Genomic DNA, 22,311 nt, shown 5'->3' with positions numbered 1-22,311 from the left:
TTCCATCCTGATCGTCCTTCCTCTCGTACTGCGGGCTCATCTCTCAGACACATCTCGTACTGCCGCTCATCTCGTACTGGCCGTGAGTGCTGCCGCGTCCTCGTCCTCGTGGGACGTCTCGTCGAGTACCGCCTCGGCGTTCTCGCGCCGCCTCGCCTGCGACCATCCGGCCGCGACCAGGCAGACAAGGACCGCGCACCAGATCAGGTGACCGACCCAGAAATGTGACCAGCCCGCGCGGTAGTCCGGCAGGAACACGCGAAGGAGCTGGTACGCCGGGTTGTCGACGCCTTCGAAGTGCGCCACCCAGGTGATCTCGCCTGCCCACCCGTCGACCAGCAGGGTCACCAGGGCGAGGACACCGACGAGTCCGAGGACGCCGGCCACCACGCGGACACCGACCGGGGACCTGCCCAGCCACCACAGCACCATGACAAGAGCCAGTGGCAGGACGACGACGACCTGCCTGCCGGGCCACCAGAACCCGTTCATGGTGAGCGCGACGAACGTCGCCACCAGCCAGCCGGCGGCCAGCGGTACGGCCAGGGCGGCCCATCCCCGGGGACGGACGGCCAGGAGCGCACCGAGGGCGGCCACGGCGAGCAACCATGCCGGTTGCCACGCCGCCAGGCCGTACGCCTGGTCGGTGAACAGGCTGACGAGTCGCAGGCTGCGGCCCACGTAGTCGGGCGCGACGCCGACGACGCTGAACTCGCCCGTGTCCACGAAGTGGTCACCGCTCGCGTAGACGGTCCAGCCACCCCAGATCGCCTGATGGGCGGCCAGGTAGGTGATCCCGGAGACCAGCAGTCCGCCCGTCAGACCGAGCACCGCCTGCCGCCGCCGCGCCAGCACCAGCCGGGCCAGCGCGACCAGTACCAGCGCAGCCGCGACGGGTGCGTACTTCACTCCGAGCCACGGCAGCGCGGTCACGGCGAGCACCAGTACGACCAGACCTCGGGCACCGAGCCGGCCGGTCAGCGCCGCGACCGCCACGGCCACCGCGAGTGCCGCCGGGAGCTCCGGGTACACCTGCTGGCCGTAGACGGCGAGCGGTGGCGACGCGAACGCCACCGCCACGCCGGAGGTCGCCAGACCGAGCGGCACCTGGAACCGGCGTACGGCAGTCCAGACCGAAAGGGCAGCGGCGACACCGGCGACCGCTGAAAGCGCCGCCTTGGCAGCAAGGAACCCGCCGAGTCTCATGGGCACGGCCAGCAACACCGGCAGGAGCGGGTCATGCGGACTGAGCTCCCGCCCGTCCTCCAGCGGCGCCGTCTGCATGGGTAGGTCGTCGTGGAAGTACGCCCGCCACCTCTCGGCCGCGAGTTCGTCGGAGATGTCGAGGTCGCCGTCCTCGGCGAGCGAGAGCGCGGTCAGGAGGTACTGCGGCTCGTCGACGGCCGCATGGCCGCCCCGGGTGGCGTGGACGCCGATCCCGAGCAACGCGGCAGTCGTGGCCACGACGAAGACAACCACCATCGCCCAGACCAGGGGAGGCGGCGGCGCGGGGCGGGTCACGTCACCGTCACCACGCCGCTCCCCCGATGGCGAGCCGATCCGGCGGCTGTCCCCACTCCGGTGCCGGCGTCTGTTTGTCCGCTGGCCGCGACCTGGCGGGTGATGACGTCGCGAAGGTCCGTCACCGGGACGAATCCGACCGCTTTCCGCAGCCGGCGCACGTCGGCGAGGGTGTCGCTCACCTCGTCCGGATGGGCGGGCGTCACTGCCGTCGTCACGTCGACACCCAGGACCTCAGCCGTGACGTCGACCAAGGAGCGCAACCGGTGGCCGACGCCGGTACCGACGTTCATCGGCCCGCGGACGTGCCGTTCGGCGAGGGCGACGAGCGCCCGTGCGGCGTCGCGTACGTCGGTGATGTCGCGGGTGCGGTCGAGGGAGCCGAAGATGTGCAGTGCCTGGCCGTTCCGGGCGGCGGCGATCCAGCGGGTGAGGGCCATGTCGGGCCGTTGGCCTTCGCCCGCGACGGTGAACATCCGTGCCATGGCGACGACACCGCCGGCATCGAGGCGCCGACGGCACAGCTGTTCGGCCGCACGCTTGCTCTCGGCGTACCCGCCCATCGGCCGCAAAACGTCGGACTCCACGCACGGCGCCCCGGCTACCGAACCGCCGTAGACGGACGAGGACGACGCCACAACGAGCGGCGTGTGCAGGGGCACCGCGTCGAGTACCACCTGCGTCGCCAGGACGTTGTCGCGGTGGCGCCGCTGCGCGACGTCAGGCCCGCCGTCGCGGACGCCCGGGCACCCGGCCAGGTGGACTACGGCGTCGGCGGAGTCGAGCGCCTCACGCACGCCCGCGTCGCCTGCGAGCAGGTCGGCGGTGAGCGACGTGAAGCGTCGACCGGCAGCCGGGTGGGGGCCCACCGGTGGCGGATGTGGCCGGCGGTCGACGCCGACCACGGCGTATCCCGCGTCGAGCAGCGTCCGGACGGTCGTCTGGCCGACGAAGCCGGCCGACCCGGTCACGACGACAGCCACGCTGTCTCCTCCACTCGCCACATGATGGTGGGGAAGGCTAGCCTAACCTCAGCAGGCTGTCATCCGCGGGGGCGCTTCCTGCTGGTCGGCCCTTGATCGCTTGTCTCCTCCCGAGAGGAAGCGCCCTATGCGCACCGCCCGCCGGGTGATCGGCCTCGCCCTTCTCGTCGTGGCCTGCGGTTACCTCGTCACGGTCGTCGACGCCGGAGTACTCGCGAAGGTCCTGGCCGCAGTCACCGCAGATCCGCTCGGTCTGCTCGTCGCGCTCGCGTGCTACGCACTCGCGTTCGACCTGCGTGCCCGGGCGTGGCGGCGGATGCTGCCCGGACTCGCGTACGGCCACTCCTGGGCAGCCCTTCACGTGAGCCTGCTGGGCAACCACGTCCTGCCGTTCCGGTTGGGTGAGGCCCTGCGGGTGACGAGCGTGCTCCGGCGTACCGACCTCCCCGCCGGGCCAGTCACCGCCACCGCCGTCACCTCCCGGGTGGCCGACCTGCTGAGTGTGGTGCTGCTCGCCCTTGTCGCTGTTCCAGGACTGGTGCTCGATGTCACCGACCCGTGGGTGTGGGCGCTCCTGGCCGGCCTGGTGGCTCTCGCGGTCGCGGCGGTGTGGTGGGTACGCAGGCTCAGGCTCACCGCCGCCCAGACCGGGACCCGGCCCGGCGAGAGGGTACGGCTGCCAGGTGGGCTCGTGGTCGCGGCAGCTGTCGTGGCGTGGGTGCTCGAGTCGGCCGTCGTCTGGGAGATCGCGCGGACCGCGGGGGTGCCGCTGGAGCCCCTTCAGGCCGTCGCGGTCACGGCAGTGACGATCGTGGCGCAGGCGGTGGCCGTCACGCCGGGCGGTTTCGGATCGTACGAAGCCGCCGCCACGGCCGCGCTCACCGGCCTCGGTGTGCCGACGGGTCAGGCCTTCGCGATCGCGCTCGCGACGCATGCGGCGAAGACGGTCTACGCCCTACTCGTCGGAGGTGTCGCGCTCCTCGTGCCTGCGCCGACGTACTGGGGACTGCTGCGCCTGCCGCGTACTGTCCCGCCTCGCCCGACGCCGTGGTCGATCGAGTCCGCGGCACCGGTCGTCGCGATCATGCCGGTGCACAACGAGCAGGACACCGTAGGTGAGGTCGTACGCAGGTTGCCGGAGACAGTCCACGGCAGGCCGGTCCAGTGCGTGGTCGTCGACGACGGGTCCTCCGACGGGAGCGCGGAGCAGGCGGCGGGTGCCGGTGCCCACGTCGTCCGGCACGGCCGCAACCTCGGTCTCGGCGCCGCGGTCCGGAGAGGGCTCGCGGAGGCGACGAAACTGCGGCCCGCCGCGGTGGTCTACCTCGACGCCGACGGGGAGTACCAGCCCGAGGAGCTCGCACGGCTCGCCGAACCAGTCCTCACCGGAGGTGCCGACTACGTGATCGGCTCGCGGTTCGCCGGGGACATCCGCCGGATGCACGCGCACCGGCGACTCGGGAACGTCGTGCTGACCTGGTGGGTGCGCTGGCTCACCCGGCGCCGGGACGTGACCGACGGCCAGAGCGGCTACCGCGCCTTCTCCGCCCGGGCGGCCGCCGAGGCCGAGATCGTGCACGACTACAACTACGCGCAGGTCCTCACCCTCGACCTGCTCGCCAAGGGGTACACCTACACCGAGGTGCCGATCACCTACGCGTTCCGGGAGAGCGGGCGATCGTTCGTCCGGCTCGGGCGTTACCTGCGCAAGGTGGTCCCTGCCGTCCACCGGGAGCTGAACGGGCCGGGATTTCAGTCCTCGACCACGTGGGCGGCGAACCGCTCCCGTGCGGCCGACCATGCCACGTCGTCGAACCCCCGCGCGGAGAGCGCGTCGACCGCGTCGTAGGCCATCGCGAGCGCATGGTGGGTGTTGTCATGGGCGAAGGTGCCCAGCCGCCCGAACGTCGTCACCCGCGGCAGGTCCAGCGCCCAGGCGTCGAGGGCGCTGAGGTGCTGTTCGAAACCCAGGTCGTAGACCGGATAGACATGCGGCAGCCGGCGGAGCTCCACATCCGCGCGGGCGGCCGGGCGGAGGCCCGTCCTGGCGAGGGCGTCGTCGACCATCTCCGCGAGATCCTCGGCCGAGGCCTTCCACACCGGATCACCCATCGCACAAGGGACTTCCGCGCACAAGGCGCTGCGATCCGCGGGATCGTCGACACTGACGCGGTAGTTGGCCGGCTCGGAGATCCGCGTGACCGGTGTCTCGGGTCCAGGCAGATAATGCGCGTCGTACGCCGAGTAGCGGCCACCCTCGTGCACCACGTAGACGAGCACCATCGCCCGGAAGCGCAGGTGTTCCGCCGCCTCGAGCGCGGCGTCAGGACGTGGTTCGGCGATTCGACCGAGCACGGGAAGCGGGATCGTCGAGAACACCTGCTCCGCCCGCAGGGTCGCGCCGTCGGTGGTGCCGATGGTGACGCCTCCCGCGCCGGTCGACAGGCGCTCGGCCGCGACACCCAGGCGGATGCTCGCGCCGGCATCGGTAGCCGCCTCCGCGAGAGCTTCCACGATCTGGCCGAAGCCCCGGCGAGGATAGAAGAAGACCCGGCCCTGCCCCTTCGCCTCGGCACCGCCTCTCTGGCTCCGTCCAGACCGGCGCAGCATCCGCGCGGCGATCTTCCACGGCGTGTCCGCCGTCACCCTGCGGCGGGCCTGCTCCCCCGCGATCCGGTCGCCGGGCAGACCCCAGAGCTTGCGTGCGTACGGTGCGTAGAGCGCGTCGTACAACGCCGGACCGAGGCCGGCCCTCAACACGTCGGCGTAGGTGTCGGCCTGCGGCCGGCGTAGCGGCGCGGTCACCGCATCCCGCGCGACCCGGGCGAGCAGGCCGGGCGGGAGTGCCCTGACCAGTTCGGCGGCGCGCAGCGGGAAGCCCACCCACCGCTCGCCCACCCGGAGGCGGCCGTGGCGCGGTCGGGTCTGCAGGTCGGAGCCGAGGAGACCGTGCAGGTCGGCGAGCAGCTCGGGTGGCGTGGCCGGGTGCAGCCGGTGGCTGCCGTGGTCGACGCGGACACCGGCGACCTCGAAGCTCGCCGCCATGCCGCCGACGGAGGGCGCGCGTTCGAGGACGGTGACGCTCAGCCCTCGCCGCGCCGCGCGCCAGGCGGCCGCGAGCCCGGCCGGACCGGCGCCCAGCACCACGAGGTCGGCCGAAGCCGCGGAACTGTCTGCCACGCCAGCCATTCCTACACTGTGGACCGCCGGCGAGGTGGCGCGGGCCTCACCCCGCGGCCGAGACCTCGATGTCGCGGGCCTCGGCGTCAGGAGCGGCGAAGGCGAGCAGTCGCTCCCCCTCCTTGCCGAGGGCGGCCTGGTCGCGCTTCGCCAGGCGGACGAACGGATCGACTCGGAGCGTCACTTTCCTGCGCTGCTTGACGATCCGCCAGGTCCCGCGGACGAAACCGTCGACGAGAACGGTTCCGGGGAAGATCCCGTTGACGGTGTAGATGCGCGGCCAGTGTTCGTCGGCGATCACCCGGGTGCGGTCGGCATGGGCGAGCAACAGGTTGTCGAACTCCGCGACATACCGGACAGGGGCCGGCGTGTCCGGGTCGGGCCGCGGCGCGTCGGGCAGGTCGACCAGCTCGCGTCCCCGTTCGTCCCGGAACGTCCGCAGCTCCGGCCGGATACCGTCGACGACCTCGCCGAGCTTCGTGAGCCCTGACCACTTCGCGATGTCCGCGACGGTGGCCGGGCCGAATGCGGCGAGGTACCGCCGGACCAGCTCGGCGAGGGCCGGCTGAGGGTCCATCGGAGCGCCCAGCCAGGACTCCGCGGACGTGTGCCGCGCGAGTCCGCCGGCACCCCAGATCGCCCGTGGGGGTACCTGCACGAGGGGGACTTTGGCGCGGACGACCTGGGCGAGTGCCGAGGCGTCCCGGTCGGGCCATTGCTCCCGTAGCTGGGCGCCCAGCTCGGCGAAGGTGAGTGGCCGCTCGTCCACCAGCGCGCGGCCGGCCTTGGCGACCTCCTCGAGTTCCAGCCCGTCGAGGGACCGGCCGAACACGGCACTCAGGCCCCGCTCGGAGACGACCTGAACGAGCGGCCGCAGCAGCCGGCAGTCGCGCGCGGACACCAGGTGGATCGTCGAACGCATCAGCACGATGCGCACGACCTGCCGTGTCGTGAGCAGGTCCGCCAACTCCTCAGGCCGGAAGTCGACGAGCCGTGACCACAGCCCGTAGTACGGCGGGAACGGCGCCTGCGCCTGCAGGCCGGCCACGCGCTCCACCGCGTCGAGTGCGGGCAACCGCCACCGCTGGAGCAGCAGCTGCCGCTCGAGCGTGGTGCGGTTGAGCGCCCGCGTCGTGAGCACGTCGCTCATCGGTGCGACCGGAAGAAGGCGCGGACGTCTCCGGTAAGCAGGTCCGGCACCTCCATGGCCGCGAAGTGTCCGCCGGTGTCGAAGTCGCTCCAGTGCACGATCGTGTTGGTCTGCTCGGCGAACCGCCGGATGGCGATGTCCTCGGCGAACACCGCGACCCCGGTCGGAACGGCGGTCTTCGTGGGCCAGTTCTGGCTGCGCATGCTCTCAAGGTAGAGCCGCGCCGCCGAGCCCGCTGTCGCGGTGAGCCAGTAGAGCATGACGTTGGTGAGCAACCGGTCCCGGTCGATGGCCGCCTCGGGCAGGTCCTCGGCCGGATGCGTCCACTCCTTGAGCTTCTCGACGATCCACGCCAGCTGGCCGACCGGCGAGTCCGTGAGCCCGTACGCCAACGTCTGCGGGCGCGTCGCCTGGATCTGGAAGTACGCGTTGCCCTCGGACAGGAAGCGGTTCTTGCGTTCGATGCGTTCCTTCTCGACGTCGGTGAGCTCGGCGAGCACGGCGTCGTCGACCGGTCCGAACGGGATGAATCCGACGGTGGCGGCGTTGACGTGGACGCCCACGACCCGCTCACCGTCGACCCGCGCGAGGTCCGGTGCGATGAAGGCGCCGAAGTCGCCGCCTTGAGCGCCGTAGCGCTCGTAGCCGAGCCGGTGCATGAGCTCGGCGAACGCAACGGCCATGCGCCGGGAGTCCCAGCCGCCCTCGCGCGTCGGGCCGGAGAAGGCGAAGCCGGGCAGCGACGGGATCACCAGGTGGAACGCATCGGCCGGGTCGCCTCCGTGAGCGCGGGGGTCGGTGAGCGGGCCGATCACGTCGAGGAACTCCACCACCGACCCGGGCCAGCCGTGGCTGAGGATCAGCGGGAGCGCGTCCGGCTCGGGCGAACGCACGTGGAGGAAGTGGATCCTCTGACCGTCGATCTCGGTCGTGAACTGCGGGATCTCGTTCAGCTCCGCTTCGTGCTTGCGCCAGTCGTAGCTGGTCCGCCAGTGCTCCACGAGGTCCCTCAGATAGTCCAGGGATACGCCGTGGGTCCAGCCGACGCCGGGCAGCTCGTCCGGCCAGCGGGTGCGGGTGAGCCGGTCGGCGAGGTCGTCGAGGTCGACCTGCGCGATGTCGAGGTGGAACGGCCGGATCTGCGGACGGCGCCCGGGCGGGTTGGTGTTCGTCATGACAGTCACACTAGGAGCCAGTAAGGTCAGCTCTTGTCCTAACTCTTGGCGAGGATTCAGGGTATGCGGGAAACCTCTGGCCGGCTCCTCCAGCTGCTCTCGCTGCTGCAGAACCGGCGCGACTGGTCTGGCGCGGAGCTCGCCGAGCGGCTCGGCGTCACCGTGCGTACGGTCCGGCGCGACGTCGACCGCCTGCGGGCGCTGGGCTATCCCGTCCATGCGACCCGCGGAACCGCCGGCTACCGGCTGGGCGCGGGCGCCTCCCTGCCGCCGCTCCTGCTCGACGACGACGAGGCGGTCGCCGTGGCAGTGGGCCTGCGCACCGCCGCAGGTGGCACGGTCGCCGGCATCGAGGAGACGTCCGTGCGGGCACTCGCGAAGCTCGAGCAGGTCCTGCCGTCCCGGTTGCGCCACCGGATCAGCGCCCTGCAGGCGGTCACAGTTCCGATGGCCTCGGGTGCGGCGACCGTCGATCCGGGTGCGCTGACGCTCATCGCCACCTGCTGCCGCGACCACGACCGACTGCGCTTCGACTACCAGGCCCACGACCGGAGCTCGAGCGTGAGGACCGTCGAACCACACCGCCTGGTCCACACCGGGCGGCGGTGGTATCTCGTCGCCTACGACCTGGACCGACACGACTGGCGGACGTTCCGGGTCGACCGGATCACACCACGCGCGCCCACCGGTCCGCGCTTCGCGCCGCGCGAGCCGCCCGATCCCGACATCGCGGCGTACGCGTCCAGGGGTGTCTCGACCAGGACCTACCGGTACCAAGCCCGCTTCACGATGCATGCACCCGCCGAGGTGGTCGCCGACAGGGTGACGCCGACCTCGGGCGTCGTGGAGGCGGTCGACGCCGACACCTGCCTGCTCCACACCGGGTCCAACTCGCTCGAGGAGCTCGCGATCTACGTCGGAGTGCTGGGGTTCGACTTCCACGTGCACGAGCCTGCCGCACTCGCCCCGCACATCCGTACGCTCGCGGCGCGGTTCGGTCGCGCCGCTCAGTCCGCCCCTCAGCCGTCGCCGGACGACTCGGGGGCGAGGGCCGGCGCCGGCGATTCGGGCTGAGCACCATGCGCCTCCGCGGCGGTACGCCGCGCCGCCTCGTTCTCGCGCGTGTGTCCGGATCGGCCGCGTGGCTGCTCCCGCCGCTTCCCCACCCGTCGGTTCCCCACCTGCCGGTTCCCCACCTGCCGATTTCCCACCGGTTGCCGCAGAACCGGGTGCATCCGGTCGTTCAGCAGTCGATGGAACGTCGCACTGAACGCGGCGCCGATCAGGAGCGAGATCACGATGAGGTACAACCACAGCAGGACCGCGATAGGAGCTGCGAGCGGACCATAGATCGACGTACTGCCGATCGCGTGCGACAACGTCCAGCGCAGCGCGAAGCTCCCGGCGATCCAGAGCACCATCGCCACCACCGCACCACCGAAGTCCTGCAGCCACGGCGTCCGTTTCGGTACGGCCAGGTGGTAGAGCGTGGTGAGGAACACGCTCGAGGACACCAGCACGGCGGGCCAGTACGCGGTCGTCAGGAAGTCCAACCGTGCCGGAAGGAGGGCATCGACGAGGGACGGTCCGGCGAGGACGAGCGGGAGGACGACGATCGCCATTCCGAGGGCGACGACATACAGCGAGAACGACAGGACCCGGGTCTTGACGATTCCGCGCCGCCCGCCGAGGCCGTGCATGATCGCGATCGTGTCGATGAAGACGTTCAGCGCGCGCGAACCTGACCAGAGGGCGAGGACGAAGCCGACCGAGATGACATCGGCACGACCTTCGTCGAGAACGGCGTCGAGCGTCGGCACGATGACGCTCTGGACGCTCTGCTCGGTGAGGGCGCCTCGGGCGACCTCGACCAGCTCCGCCTTCACGAGTTCGACGGTGTCGGAGCCGAATCCGCCGACGACGTAGCCGATCGAGCCGGCCAGACCGAACACCAGCGGCGGCAGCGACAGGATCGCGAAGAACGCGCCCTCCGCCGCGAGGCCGGTCACGCGGTAGCGCACGCATGCGCCGACAGTTCCCCTGAGAAGTCGCCAGGCCAGCGAGCCACGAAATCCTCGCCGGGTCCGCTCCCCCTGCGCGCCAGCCACCGGCGCCCGCCCGCTCATGCGCATACCGTAGCCACATGGACGCGCAACACCCCGCAACCTCCGTGTCACCTCCCCGCCGGGTACGCCGAGAGAACGAGGAGACGCATGCCGTCACCAACCAGCCTCCGGTCCTGGACTACGACGCGTTCGGCTCGGACAGTGCCCTGAAGGAGGCGCTGAGGCGATGGGCGCCCGAACCGGAGTCCGGGTCCGCGTACTCCCGCCTCCGCGAGATCGGCACCGTGGCCGGGTCACCACAGGCGCGGGCCCTGGCGTTCGACGCGCACCGCCACCCACCCCGGCTCGTGACGCACGACCGGTACGGTCACCGGGTCGACGAGGTGGAGTTCCATCCGTCCTGGCATGAGTTGCTCGGGCGCGCCGTCGGGTGGGGGCTGCACGCGACACCGTGGACGTCGCGCGAGCCGTCTGCGCACCTCACCCGTTCCGCCGGTTTCTATCTCTGGAGTCAGGCGGAGGCGGGGAATGGCTGCCCGGTGTCGATGACCTACGCCGCCGTGCCCGCCCTCCAGGTCGACCCGGCGCTCGCCGCGGAGTGGGTGCCCCGGCTCGCGTCGACGACGTACGACCCCGGCCTGAAGACGGCAGCGGGCAAGGCCGGTTGCCTCGCCGGGATGGCCATGACCGAGAAGCAGGGCGGTTCGGACGTACGCGCGAACACGACCGTCGCGGAGCCACTCGGGTCGGCGGGCGAGTATCTCCTCACCGGACACAAGTGGTTCTGTTCGGCACCCATGAACGACGTCTTCCTGGTGCTGGCGCAGGCGCCCGGAGGGCTCACCTGTTTCGTCGTACCCCGGGTGTTGCCCGACGGCAGCCGCAACACATTCCGGCTGGTACGCCTGAAGGACAAGCTCGGCAACCGGTCCAACGCCTCCGCCGAGGTGGAGTTCGCGTCCACGTGGGCGCGGCGGCTCGGCGAGGAGGGACGCGGCGTCGCCACGATCATCCCGATGGTCGCGAGCACCCGGCTCGACTGCGTACTCGGTTCGGCCGCCCTCACGCGGCGTGCCGTGGTCGAGGCCGTCTGGCATGCGCGCCACCGCCGGGCGTTCGGGAAGGCTCTGGTCGACCAGCCGGCGATGGCGAACGTCCTCGCCGACCTCGCGGTCGAGCAGGAGGCCGCCACCCTGCTCGTGCTCCGGCTCGCGACGGCCGTCGACAGGGCCTCGGCCGACCCGGCGGCGCAGGCGTTCCTACGGATCGCCCTTCCAGCGGCGAAGTACCTCGTGTGCAAACGGACTCCGGCCGTGGTGGTGGAGGCGCTGGAGTGCCTGGGCGGGAACGGCTACGTCGAGGAGTCCGGCATGCCGTTGCTCTTTCGCGAGTCGCCACTGAACTCGATCTGGGAGGGGTCGGGGTCGGTGCAGGCACTCGACGTCCTCCGGGCGCTGCAACGCGAGCCCGCCGCCCTCGAAGCCTGGCTCGGCGAGGTTGCCTCCGCCCAGAGCGCCGATCCCCGCCTTGCCCGTGCTGTCGAGGACGTCCTGACGTCGCTGGCTGACCTCGACCAGGCGGAGTACCGCGCCCGTCGGCTGGCTGAACGCCTCGCCCAGGTTCTGCAAGGCGCCTTGCTCGTGGAGTACGCCCCGGCCGAAGTTGCGGACGCGTTCTGCGCCTCCCGGCTCAGCGGGGACGCTGGCGTGACGTTCGGCACCCTCCCCCGTGGCGTCGACACCGACGCCATCCTCCACCGCGCGGTGCCGGATTTCTGACTCGGTTCCGGCGTGGTGTGATCTTTCCCGCACATATACAGCGCCGTACCCTAAGCGCCATGCCCTCCACCAGGAGTCCACTTGGCGCTTCCCCCAGCTACTACGGCGGGGTGCGCACGGTCATCCCCCTGGTGCTCGCACTCACCTTCATGATCCCGATTGGCGTTCTCATCGGAGGTGCATTCGCAGCACATGAGACGTCGGCCGCTGCGATCTTCCTGGTCGGGGCGATCCTTTCCGCGATCGCCTATGCTCTTTTTCTCCCCGTCGTACGTCTGGGGTTCAAGGGCAGGCTCAAGAGCGCGGATTGTCGCAGGTACTGGCGCCTCCTGGCATTGCTCGCCATAGTCTGCGTTGCGTTCTCAATGCTTGTCTCTGCGACCACGGATAGGCCATCCCGAGCACTCGCCATGACGGCAATAGGGCTGCTCTGCTATGCCGGCGCATATCACTTGCGAAGGATCTATCGGGTACTTGAAACAGCAAATCCAGAGCCTGCGCCAAGAGAGAGGTAGGAATCTATGCAGGGTCCCATGGCGGGGCCACGTACCACCTGAACCCCATGCGACTTCACGCTGACCCCCAGTTTGTCAAGGCTTTCCAGGCAGTCCGCGACGAATTCCTGATAGATGCTCCAAGCCTCGTAAGTCCACGTTACGATCGAGGTCACGATCGCGGAAAGCATTGCCACGATGACTGCCGAACCCGCGCCAGCCGTCATCAGCGTTGCCCCACCACCAGCAATTGCGCCAGCAGTTGCTCCGACCACACTCGTGTTTGCAGCGTCTTCGATGCTCTCGTTCAGTGCTTCCTGGGCATCCGCCATCGCCCGGATTGCCGTGGCGACTGCTTCGCATCGACTTTCCAGCGCGTCGAAGCAGTCATCCACCTTGTTGTTGACGAAGCTGTCCAATGCCTCGGATGCCTCGTCCTGCCACTTCCTGCGAAGCTCATAAGCCGTCGGGGTTGTACCGCCAATACCGCTCCTGCTCAGGGCTCAGTGAGTCACTCATCACGATCAGCCCTCCTGGGCGGCCCCTCGTCGAGTGAGCGTCCGATCCGGTCGAACTCCTCCCTGCTCATCTCTTCGTCTTCCGCACTCCGTGCTGCCGCACGGTAGAGGACCTCCCGGAGTTCACTCATGGCCTCGGCACCATCACGAAGGAAGTCCCGGACTCCGCCCCGGATCCCGTCGTACTTCGCGACGACGTCCTCTTTGCCGCCACCGCTGTAGCCCCAGTCGGGTGCCGACAGGTAGCACGGCCCCTCGTCGAGTCGGCGGGCGAATCGCCAGAAGTCGGCACCGATGTCGAAGAAGCGGTCACCTGCCGCCCGGATTCGCCGGACGATCGATCTCGTTCATCGCCGCTCCTCTCCGCCTGCACCCGCTTACGGCAACCTTGCTCGAAGGACATCCATGCGTTGTCGCAGCCGATCGAGGTTCTCCTCTGCCACCTCCTCGATCGATCGCCCCCTGGTGAGTTCGGCGGCGAGATCGGTACGCCGCTGCACGATCGCCTCTTCACCTTCCCGCAGCGCGGCCTCGATGTTGCCCGCAAGCCGCGCCGGGTCGGTCTCGATGGCATAGCGGGTCCGGATCTCGAGCGAGAGCAGAACACCGTCACCGTTGAACTCGGCGGCGACGGCACCTCGTTCGCGCTCCACGCGGAGCGACTCCGAGGACAGCCTCGCGAGGATGTCCCGCGCCCCCGGGATCGTCGTCACCAAGCCGCGGAGCGCCGCGGCGACCTCGGACCCAGCGGCCTCGCTGAAGCCGGCGTCGGAGTAGGCCACCTGCTCGGCATGCGCCGCCTCGTCACGGGCGGCACGGTAGAGCGCCGCGACCTCCCGGTCCAGCACCTGGGCCTGCAGGACCCGCTGCCACCGCGGGTCGACTTCGACGTGCTTGATCCGGCCGACACCGTCGACGCTCAACTGGATCACCTTGCGTCGGTCCTCGACGGTGTGGCTCCGCGAGACAATCTGGTCGCGGACACGCTGCACGCGCCCATCCAAGGCGACGAACCCGAGCGCGAGATCGTCCGGTCCCGCCCCCATGGCGAAGCCATCCAGACTCACACGTGACCCCCGAGTAGTGCCTGACCTGCGCCGCGCTGGTGGCGAGCACCGTAACGGCTGGACATCGAATCATGTCAAGGTCTGGGGAGCACCTGCCAGCCCACGGGCCCGGCCCTCTGCACTAGGCTCGTGGTTACCGCGACTGGCGCAGGCAAGGTGGAATCGACCACCGGGGAGCGGCGTACGGGCTGCCGTACGACAGACACCGTCCCGTACGACCGAGCACGGGCACCGCGCGCCTGGGTGCCTGGGTCTGAGGGCGTGTCCCTGAACCACAGGGCACGCACGACCAGGCGGTCACCGAGTGACCGTCACCACCGCTGACCCAGGAGGAGCAATGACGCAGCGTACTGGTCTCGACCTCGCCGCCAGGCTGGCCGACGCCGACCCCGAGATCGCCCGGCTCATCGAGGCCGAGGGCCGTCGGCAGTTCGAGAAGATCCGACTGATCCCGAGCGAGAACTACGTGTCCCAGGCCGTCCTCGAGGCGACCGGCACGGTCCTCACCAACAAGTACTCCGAGGGCTACGCCCACAAGCGCTACTACGAAGGCCAGCAGATCATCGACGAGGTGGAGGAGCTGGCCGTCGCCCGCGCCAAGGAGCTCTTCGGCGTCGAGCACGCCAACGTCCAGCCCTACTCCGGCTCGCCGGCCAACCTCGCGATCTACCTCGCGTTCATGCAGCCGGGCGACACGTTCCTCTCCCTCGAGCTAGCGCACGGCGGTCACCTCACCCACGGCTCCCCGGTTTCTGCGACGGGCACCTGGTTCAAGCCGGTCCACTACGGCGTCGACAAGGAGACCGGCCGTGTCGACATGGACCACGTACGCGACCTCGCCCACAAGGAGCAGCCGAAGCTGATCTTCTGCGGAGGGACGGCGATCCCACGGCTGATCGACTTCGAGGCATTCGCGGCGATCGCCCGCGAGGTCGGCGCCATGCTCGTGGCCGACATCGCGCACATCGCCGGCCTGGTGGCAGGTGGCGTCCATCCCACGCCGGTCGGCCACGCCGACGTGATCTCGACGACCACCCACAAGACGCTCCGCGGTCCGCGTGGGGCGATGCTCATGACCACCGAGGAGTATGCGAAGCCCATCGACAAGGCGGTGTTCCCCGGTCTGCAGGGTGGGCCGCACAACCACACCACGGCAGCGATCGCGGTCGCGCTCCGCGAGGCCGCGACCGGTGAGTTCCAGGCGTACGCCAGTCAGATCGTGGCCAACGGGGCGGCGCTCGCCGACGCGCTCACAGCACGCGGCTTCGATCTCATTTCGGGCGGCACTGACAACCACCTGATCCTCATCGACCTCACGAACAAGGACGTCGGCGGCAAGCCGGCCGCGAAGGCGCTGGACCGGGCCGGCATCGAGCTCAACTTCAACACCGTGCCGTTCGACCCACGCAAGCCCTGGGCGCCGTCGGGGATCCGGATCGGCACTCCGGCGATCACCACCCGCGGCATGGCGCCCGAGCACATGCCCCAGATCGCGGCCTGGATGGACGAGGCCGTGGAGGCGGGCAAGAAGGACGATGGGGAGGCGCTCGACCGGATCGCGGCGGACGTCCGCGACTTCACCAAGGCGTTCCCCATCCCGGGCTGGCCGGCCAGCTGACTCTGGTCAGAGACAGCAGGGAGCCCCGCTGACGAGCGTTCGCCAGCGGGGTTCCTCCAGTCCTTGTGGGCGGCGCGGTCAGGCGCCGATGACCTGCGGATCCAGCATCACGGGGAACGGCACAGTCGCCTCCCACACCTGTCCGACCTCCACCTTGGTCACCAGACCGTACTCGCCCGGTCGCACGATCTTGCCCACCTTGATCGAGCCGTCCCTAGCCACGCGCCAGTAGGCGGGAATGCCGGCCCGGGCGTACTTGATCGCCTTGCTGCCATCGTCAAGGTCCTGCGTCGAATCGGACGCGACCTCAACAACCAGGCCGACAGCTGATGGGTCCTGCCACACCAGGTCGAGATCCGCCCCAGGACGGAGAGCCGCACCGTCAGCGATGAAGTTGCCACCCGGCACCCGAAGCCCCACCTCGTGGAGTACCCGCCAACCGGCCGGCGCCGCCGCGCGAAGGACGGCGAGGATGTTTCCGACGATGCTCTGATGCCGGCTAGTGGGCGGTGGGGACACGACAAGGCTCCCGTCGATGATCTCGTACCGGTGCCCATCGTCGGGGAGAGCGGCGAGATCGTCTTCGGTCCAGAAGTCTGGCCATGAGTCCACAGCGAACGCCGGCTGGGTCACGGGGCACCCCCTCTCCATGAACGCGAGTCTAAGCCTGGGAATGGCCACCGACACTCCCACCGGATCGCGCACCTCACCCGTGGTTTGTCCCGGTTCCGCCGGTTCCTGACGTGCCGTGACAGGCGGTAGGCACAAAGCCCGCAGGACCTACAGCTTCGGCGCACTCGATGCGTCCTCTGGCGGACCGGAGAGGTGGCGGCTGAGGAAGTCGAGCTGGCGCGCCATCTGCTTGATCTGCTCCTCGACGACGACACTCATGTGACCGGCCTCGAACCTGTAGTCCTCGTACGGCGTTCCCAGCTCGGCGAGGCGGGCGAGGTAGTTGTCGACCGAGCGGATCGGGCAGCGCGGGTCGTTGGTGCTGGCGATGACGAGAAGCGGCGCCTTCACCCGGTCGGTGTACGTGATCGGGTTCGATCGCGCCCACTTGTCCGGGATCTGCTCAGGTGAGCCGCCGAACAATGACCGGTCGTATTCGCGGACCGGTTCCATTTCGTCCTCGTAGAGCGCGACGAGGTCCCCGATGGGGACGTCGGCGATCCCGGCGGCCCAGCGGTCGGCTTGCGTGCCGAGCGCAAGCAGCGTGAGGTAGCCGCCCCACGACTTGCCGGTGATCACGCACCGGTCGGGATCACTGAGTCCCGTGTCTACCGCCCAGTCGCGCACTGCGGCGACGTCCTCGAGTTCGACCAGGCCGGGCGCCGGTCGCAGCGCGTCGCGCCAGGCCGCGCCGTATCCGGACGAGCCACGATAGTTGACGTGGACGACGCGGAAGCCGGCGTCGACGAACGCGGCCCGGATGGGGAAGAAGCTGTCGGTCATCTCGCCGCCAGGCCCGCCGTGGAGCCAGAACACCGTGGGCATCGGACCGCTCGCGGCCGGAGGGCTGGCCACCAGTGCGTGGATCCGTCCGCCCGGGCCGTCGACCCAGGCATCGTCGAGGGCTGCGGACGGCGGTGCCGGTTCCACCACCTCCAGCACCGGTGACCCGGACTCGGTCAGGATGGCGGACGGCCGGTCCCCCGCCGACCACTGATACTCCACCGTGCCATCCGGTCGTACGCCATGTCCCCAGACGACGCCGCACGCGGTCTCCACCCGTGCGAGGCTCTCGGCCTCCAGGTCGTACCGGTAGAGCTCATCGCGCGCGTGCCAGTGGCGTCGGATCAGCAGAGCCGATCCGTCCGGGTACCAGGAGGCGGACAGTTCACCGGGCAGATCGATGTGCGGCTGGACGAAAGTATCGGCGGCGAGGTCCCAGATCATCGGCTCGGAGCGGCCGGATCGCTCGTGATGGAGGAGGAGTCGGGAGTCCTCGGGGCACGGAGCGAAAGCCACCGCGTGCAGAGTACGGCCGATACCGTCCCACAGCTCGCCCGCGATCGCACCGACGACGGTCCCGCACCCGGTTCGCAGGACACGGATTGCCGGATAGTCCGCGTCACCGTGCTCGGAGTGCTCGATCGCCAGCAGAGTCTCGTCGTAGGACATGGCCGAGACCTGCGCGTGGCGGGCCGACTCGTACAACGTGGTCGTGGCCGCGCTGTCGAACCGGTGGAGGTGGAGTCGCACGCCGCCACGCTCGGACATTCCAACCGCCGCCACCCGGTGACCGAGCGCCAGGCCGACCGGGTAGCCCGGCGCCAGGTCCGGAACCGCGATCTCGGCTTTGCCGCCCGCCGCGCCGGAGACGTCGAACGCCTGTCGCACCCACCGGCCACGCTCGTCATGGGCGGTGTCGTCGAACCACCAGACCGACTCACCGTCCGGATGGATCACGCCCCACGTGGTTCCCTCCGGTCGCGACGTCAACTGGACGTGCCGGGCCTCCTGGCGGTCCCATCCGTACAGCTCGGCGGTACCGCTGCGGTTGGAGGTGTAGAGGCACCGATGCGGGGCGTCACGTGCCCACCGTGGAAAGCTGATGTCGGTCGCCCTGAATCGTCGAACCCACGCTGGCTGAGTCATCGGGCGATCTTGCCAGAGGCCAGCTCCGGCACCCAGCAGTCGGCGACAGAGTGCCGCGAAGCGGGACGAAATCCCTGGGCCGAGGCTGATCAGGGCAACCAGAATCCCTACAAGAATAGTCGGACTTCGAGACGGACGTCTCGCATCGCGGACGATTCAGTTGCCAGTCGGGCCTCATTCACGCAGGCTGATGACCATGATGATGCCCGTAACCCCGCTCCTCGTGGGACGGCGTCACCTCGATTTCGGCCGCATGCGCAGCATGCTGTGTCTCTCGGCGCGCTGAGGCGCCCCACCCTCCCCTGACAGCGGGACCCGGGCGCTCGGTTGCGCCGGCTTCCTCGACTTCGCCGCTCGGCACGGTGGCGTTGACCATCCTGTGCCCTGACCGAGGACCAAACCCTCCATGACATCCACGTCGTCTGCCGCCCGGCCGCGGCCCGCCGCCAACCGTCCCCCACGCCGCAAGCGCGGCGAAGGACAGTGGGCGTTGGGCTACCGCGAGCCGCTCAACAAGAACGAGCAGGCCAAGAAGGACGACGACCCGCTGAACGTCCGTGCCCGGATCGAGAACATCTACGCCCACCGCGGCTTCGACTCGATCGACCCGTCCGACCTGCGCGGTCGCTTCCGCTGGTGGGGCCTCTACACCCAGCGCAAGCCCGGAATGAGCGGGGAGCACACCTCGATCCTCGACACCGAGGAGCTCGAGGACTCCTACTTCATGCTGCGCGTCCGCATCGACGGTGGTCAGCTCACGGTCGCGCAGCTGCGCACCATCGCCGACATCTCCACGACGTACGCCCGCGACTCGGCCGACGTCACCGACCGGCAGAACATCCAGCTGCACTGGATCCGCATCGAGGACATGCCGACGATCTGGGAACGCCTGGAGGCCGTCGGCCTGCAGACCCAGGAAGCGTGCGGCGACTGCCCTCGGGTCATCATCGGCAGCCCGGTCGCGGGAGTCGCCGCCGACGAGATCATCGACCCGACACCGGCCATCCACGAGATCGCCACCAGCTACATCGGCAGCAAGGAGTTCTCCAACCTGCCGAGGAAGTACAAGACCGCCCTCACCGGCCACCCGAGCCAGGACGTCGCGCCGGAGACCAACGACATCGCGTTCGTCGGCGTCGTCCACCCCGACCACGGTCCTGGCTTCGACCTGTGGGTCGGCGGGGGCCTGTCCACCAACCCGATGCTCACCCAGCGGCTCGGCACCTGGATCCCCCTCGACGAGGTCGCCGAGGCGTGGTGGGGCGTCACGAGCATCTTCCGCGACTACGGCTACCGGAGGCTGCGGCACCGCGCGCGGCTCAAGTTCCTCGTCGCCGACTGGGGGGCCGAAAAGTTCCGCGACGTGCTGGAGAACGAGTATCTCAAGCGCAAGCTGGTCGACGGTCCCGCGCCCGAGCCTCCCGCGGTTCCCGGCGACCACATCGGGGTCCACCGCCAGAAGGACGGCCGCTACTACGTCGGCGTCGCGCCGGTCGCCGGCCGGGTGTCGGGGAGCCAGCTCGGAAAGTTCGCCGACATCGCCGCGGCACACGGCTCGGATCGCATCCGTACCACACCGCTGCAGAAGCTGCTCGTGCTCGACGTCGAGGAGGACCAGGTCGAGCACCTGGTGGGCGCACTCGCCGACATCGGCCTGCAGGCACGCCCGTCCGGATGGCGCCGGCACACCATGGCCTGTACCGGGATCGAGTACTGCAAGCTCGCCATCGTCGAGACCAAGGCTCGCGCGGCCGCGTTGATCGATGAGCTGGAGCGGCGCATCCCCGAGCTCGACGTCCCGATCACCGTCAACCTCAACGGCTGCCCCAACTCCTGCGCCAGGATCCAGGTCGCCGACATCGGTCTCAAGGGCCAGAGCGTGCTCGACAATGCCGGGCAGCAGGTGGAGGGTTTCCAGGTCCACCTCGGTGGTGGGCTCGGGCTCGACGCCGGCTTCGGGCGCAAACTCCGCCGCCACAAGGTCACCGCCGACGAGTTGCCGGACTACGTCGAGCGGGTCGTCCGCCACTACCTCGACCAGCGTGAGCAGGGCGAGCGCTTCGCCCAGTGGGTGACCCGGGCGCCAGAGGAGGCCCTCACATGAGCGAGCGCGCGACCCCGTTCTACTGCCCGTACTGCGGCGAGGAGGACCTCCGTCCCGCCGAGGACAGCCACGGCGCGTGGGAGTGCCGCGGCTGCACCCGTGCCTTCTCCCTGAAGTTCATCGGACTGGTGGTGCGTTCATGAGTCTTACTGCCGCTTTGCCTCAGCAGTCGGGGGCGTCCGGGCGTGACGCCGCGGAACTCGAGGCGCTCGCCACCCAGGCGGGCCGCGACCTCGAGCACGCGACCGCAACCGAGATCATCCAGTGGGCGGTGGACACGTTCGGTGAACGGTTCTGCATCACGTCGTCGATGCAGGAGACGGCGCTGTCGCATCTCGCCTCGACGGTCCAGCCAGGCATCGACGTGGTGTTCCTCGACACCGGCTACCACTTCGCGGAGACCGTCGGCACCGCCGACGCCGCCTCGGTGACCATCCCGATCAACCTCGTCACCGTCCGGCCGCGGCAGACGGTGGCCGAGCAGGACGCCACGCTCGGAGCCGACCTGTACGCAAGGAACCCGGACCTGTGCTGCCAGCTCCGCAAGGTCGCACCGCTGGAGCGGGCGTTGCAGGCCTACGACGCCTGGGCGACCGGAATCCGGCGCGACGAGGGACCGGACCGGGCGAACACACCCGTGGTCGCATGGGACGCCCGGCGCGGCAAGGTCAAGATCGCGCCCTTCGCCCGGTGGACCCAGGATGACCTCGACAGCTACATCGTCGACAATGGCGTGATGACCAACCCGCTCCTCCACGACGGCTACCCGTCCATCGGCTGCTGGCCGTGCACGCGGCGGGTGGCGCCCGGAGAGGACCCGCGGAGCGGGCGGTGGGCGGGGCTGTCCAAGACCGAGTGCGGCATCCACACATGAGCCCGCGCTATCCCCTGATGCTGGACCTGTCCGGACGCCGGGCGGTCGTCGTCGGGGGCGGCCCGGTCGCCGCGCGCCGGGTCCGTGGTCTGCTGGACGCCGACGCCGAGGTCGTGGTGGTCGCCCCGGAGTTGTGCGAGGACCTCGCGGTCATGACCGGTGATGCGCAGGTCACCTGGATTCCTCGGGAGTACGCCCCCGGCGACCTCGGCGGAGCATGGGTCGTGCAGACCGCCACCGGTGACGTGTCGACCGACGCGCGGGTCGCTGCCGAGGCCGAGGCGTCCGGCATCTGGTGCGTACGCGCCTCCGACGCCACCCACTCGCCCGCCTGGACGCCGGCCACGGCACGGGTCGACGACGTGACCGTCGCCGTCTCCGCCGGACGCGACCCGCGGCGGGCGCGGGCCATCAAGGACCGGATCGCCACCCAGCTCGAGACCGGCGAACTGCCAGTACGCAGGTTCCGCCGTCCCCGCAACGGCCACGTCGCCCTGGTCGGCGGCGGGCCCGGCGATCCCGGACTCATCACCGCCCGTGGTCGACGGCTGTTGGCCGACGCCGACGTCGTGGTCGTCGACCGACTGGCTCCGCGTGCCCTGCTCGCCGAACTCGACCCGGGCGTCGAGGTGGTCGAGGCCGGCAAGGGCCCGCAGGCCCACACCATGACCCAGATGGAGATCAACGACCTTCTCGTCGAGCGTGCCCGCGCCGGGCAGCAGGTCGTACGCCTGAAGGGCGGCGACCCGTTCGTCTTCGGCCGTGGCGGCGAGGAGGCGCTCGCCTGCGCCGAGGCCGGCGTTCCCTGCGAGGTCGTCCCGGGCGTGACCAGCGCAGTCGCCGTGCCGGAGGTGGCCGGAATTCCGGTGACCCACCGCGGCGTCGCCCGGCAGTTCACGGTGGTGTCGGCGCACACGTCGCGGCGCGGCGAGGAGCCCGACTGGGAAGGCCTTGCCGGCCTGGAAGGCACGCTCGTCTTCCTCATGGGGGTGAGCCAGCTCGGCGAGATCGTCGACGGCCTCCTCTCACACGGACGGTCGCCCGACACGCCGGTCGCTCTCGTCGAGCGCGGCACCCTGCCGGAGCAGCGTCTGACGCCGGGCACACTGGCTACGATCGTCGAAATCGCCGCCGCCCAGGACGTCCGCTACCCCGCCGTCATCGACGTGGGCGCGGTCGTCA

The 22,311-nt window shown here is 70.0% G+C and carries 19 protein-coding genes and 1 riboswitch; of the genes, 8 read left to right on the top strand and 11 right to left on the bottom strand.

The window, feature by feature from the left end:
- Positions 1-66: 66 nt before the first annotated feature.
- Together ABN028_RS32110 and ABN028_RS32105 are read right to left on the bottom strand one after the other, a co-directional pair.
- Entirely contained in the window at positions 67-1,521 is a 1,455-nt protein-coding gene (locus ABN028_RS32110; protein WP_349330674.1) for a hypothetical protein, read from the bottom strand.
- Positions 1,518-2,504: an NAD-dependent epimerase/dehydratase family protein gene (locus ABN028_RS32105; RefSeq protein WP_349699204.1), complete on the bottom strand. Its 987-nt coding sequence runs from the start codon at positions 2,502-2,504 to the stop codon at positions 1,518-1,520. The genes ABN028_RS32110 and ABN028_RS32105 overlap by 4 nt, the downstream gene beginning before the upstream one ends.
- Before the next feature lie 127 nt (positions 2,505-2,631).
- On the opposite strand from ABN028_RS32105, the gene ABN028_RS32100 reads away from it, so the two are divergent.
- A complete protein-coding gene (locus ABN028_RS32100) occupies positions 2,632-4,353 on the top strand; it encodes a lysylphosphatidylglycerol synthase domain-containing protein (RefSeq protein WP_349699203.1) in 1,722 nt (573 codons plus the stop codon).
- On the opposite strand, the gene ABN028_RS32095 is transcribed toward ABN028_RS32100, so the two are convergent.
- The 3 genes from ABN028_RS32095 to ABN028_RS32085 are packed head-to-tail and all read right to left on the bottom strand — an operon-like array spanning position 4,257 to position 8,009.
- Positions 4,257-5,684 carry a protoporphyrinogen/coproporphyrinogen oxidase gene (locus tag ABN028_RS32095; protein ID WP_349699202.1) on the bottom strand — a complete coding sequence of 476 codons (1,428 nt, stop codon included), beginning with the start codon at positions 5,682-5,684 and terminating at the stop codon, positions 4,257-4,259. The genes ABN028_RS32100 and ABN028_RS32095 overlap by 97 nt on opposite strands.
- Before the next feature lie 46 nt (positions 5,685-5,730).
- A complete protein-coding gene (locus ABN028_RS32090; protein ID WP_349699201.1) occupies positions 5,731-6,834 on the bottom strand; it encodes a winged helix DNA-binding domain-containing protein in 1,104 nt (367 codons plus the stop codon).
- Positions 6,831-8,009 (bottom strand): epoxide hydrolase family protein, encoded by a 1,179-nt coding sequence (locus ABN028_RS32085; RefSeq protein WP_349699200.1) that lies wholly within the window; start codon positions 8,007-8,009, stop codon positions 6,831-6,833. Before ABN028_RS32085 ends, ABN028_RS32090 begins: the two co-directional genes overlap by 4 nt.
- A 63-nt stretch (positions 8,010-8,072) precedes the next feature.
- Between ABN028_RS32085 and ABN028_RS32080 the strand changes: the two genes are divergently transcribed.
- Positions 8,073-9,083 carry a helix-turn-helix transcriptional regulator gene (locus ABN028_RS32080; protein WP_349699199.1) on the top strand — a complete coding sequence of 337 codons (1,011 nt, stop codon included), beginning with the start codon at positions 8,073-8,075 and terminating at the stop codon, positions 9,081-9,083.
- On the opposite strand, the gene ABN028_RS32075 is transcribed toward ABN028_RS32080, so the two are convergent.
- Positions 9,029-10,135 (bottom strand): YihY/virulence factor BrkB family protein, encoded by a 1,107-nt coding sequence (locus ABN028_RS32075; RefSeq protein ID WP_349699198.1) that lies wholly within the window; start codon positions 10,133-10,135, stop codon positions 9,029-9,031. The two genes, ABN028_RS32080 and ABN028_RS32075, sit on opposite strands and share 55 nt — an antisense overlap.
- Positions 10,136-10,152: 17 nt before the next feature.
- Here ABN028_RS32075 and ABN028_RS32070 point away from each other — a divergent pair, with 17 nt between their 5' ends.
- On the top strand, positions 10,153-11,853 hold the full coding sequence (locus ABN028_RS32070; protein ID WP_349699197.1) for an acyl-CoA dehydrogenase family protein: 1,701 nt from the start codon (positions 10,153-10,155) through the stop codon (positions 11,851-11,853).
- Between the two features lie 463 nt (positions 11,854-12,316).
- Here the strand turns inward: ABN028_RS32070 and ABN028_RS32065 are convergent, their stop codons facing one another.
- The 3 genes from ABN028_RS32065 to ABN028_RS32055 all read right to left on the bottom strand — a co-directional run bounded on the left by ABN028_RS32065 (position 12,317) and on the right by ABN028_RS32055 (position 13,932).
- Complete coding sequence (locus ABN028_RS32065; RefSeq protein ID WP_349330683.1) at positions 12,317-12,766, bottom strand: hypothetical protein; 450 nt, start codon at positions 12,764-12,766, stop codon at positions 12,317-12,319.
- 92 nt (positions 12,767-12,858) lie between these two features.
- Positions 12,859-12,996: a hypothetical protein gene (locus ABN028_RS32060; protein ID WP_349330684.1), complete on the bottom strand. Its 138-nt coding sequence runs from the start codon at positions 12,994-12,996 to the stop codon at positions 12,859-12,861.
- Positions 12,997-13,242: 246 nt separating this feature from the next.
- On the bottom strand, positions 13,243-13,932 hold the full coding sequence (locus ABN028_RS32055) for a hypothetical protein (RefSeq protein WP_349699196.1): 690 nt from the start codon (positions 13,930-13,932) through the stop codon (positions 13,243-13,245).
- A gap of 128 nt (positions 13,933-14,060) precedes the next feature.
- A riboswitch (ZMP/ZTP riboswitch) is annotated at positions 14,061-14,184 on the top strand.
- Between the two features lie 85 nt (positions 14,185-14,269).
- Between ABN028_RS32055 and glyA the strand changes: the two genes are divergently transcribed.
- Entirely contained in the window at positions 14,270-15,550 is a 1,281-nt protein-coding gene (gene glyA / locus ABN028_RS32050) for a serine hydroxymethyltransferase (RefSeq protein WP_349330686.1), read from the top strand.
- Positions 15,551-15,628: 78 nt separating this feature from the next.
- Here the strand turns inward: glyA and ABN028_RS32045 are convergent, their stop codons facing one another.
- The gene (locus ABN028_RS32045; protein ID WP_349330687.1) at positions 15,629-16,201 is read right to left on the bottom strand and encodes a Uma2 family endonuclease; all 573 of its coding nucleotides are present in this window, start codon (positions 16,199-16,201) and stop codon (positions 15,629-15,631) included.
- 129 nt (positions 16,202-16,330) lie between these two features.
- Positions 16,331-18,151 (bottom strand): S9 family peptidase, encoded by a 1,821-nt coding sequence (locus tag ABN028_RS32040; protein WP_349699195.1) that lies wholly within the window; start codon positions 18,149-18,151, stop codon positions 16,331-16,333.
- 406 nt (positions 18,152-18,557) lie between these two features.
- Here ABN028_RS32040 and ABN028_RS32035 point away from each other — a divergent pair, with 406 nt between their 5' ends.
- The 4 genes from ABN028_RS32035 to cobA form a co-directional block, all read left to right on the top strand.
- Positions 18,558-20,255, top strand: a complete 1,698-nt coding sequence (locus ABN028_RS32035) for a nitrite/sulfite reductase (protein ID WP_349699194.1) — start codon at positions 18,558-18,560, stop codon at positions 20,253-20,255.
- Positions 20,252-20,398, top strand: coding sequence for a hypothetical protein (locus tag ABN028_RS32030; protein WP_349330690.1), 147 nt, complete (start codon positions 20,252-20,254; stop codon positions 20,396-20,398). The genes ABN028_RS32035 and ABN028_RS32030 overlap by 4 nt, the downstream gene beginning before the upstream one ends.
- Positions 20,395-21,129, top strand: coding sequence for a phosphoadenylyl-sulfate reductase (locus ABN028_RS32025; protein ID WP_349330691.1), 735 nt, complete (start codon positions 20,395-20,397; stop codon positions 21,127-21,129). Before ABN028_RS32030 ends, ABN028_RS32025 begins: the two co-directional genes overlap by 4 nt.
- A partial coding sequence (gene cobA / locus ABN028_RS32020) for a uroporphyrinogen-III C-methyltransferase (protein ID WP_349699193.1) occupies positions 21,126-22,311 on the top strand: 1,186 nt, incomplete at its 3' end. The genes ABN028_RS32025 and cobA, both read left to right, overlap by 4 nt.

It is taken from the genome of Actinopolymorpha sp. B17G11 (assembly GCF_040196095.1).
Classification (GTDB): Bacteria; Actinomycetota; Actinomycetes; order Propionibacteriales; family Actinopolymorphaceae; genus Thermasporomyces.
This window is presented reverse-complemented; position numbering and strand designations above follow the sequence as displayed.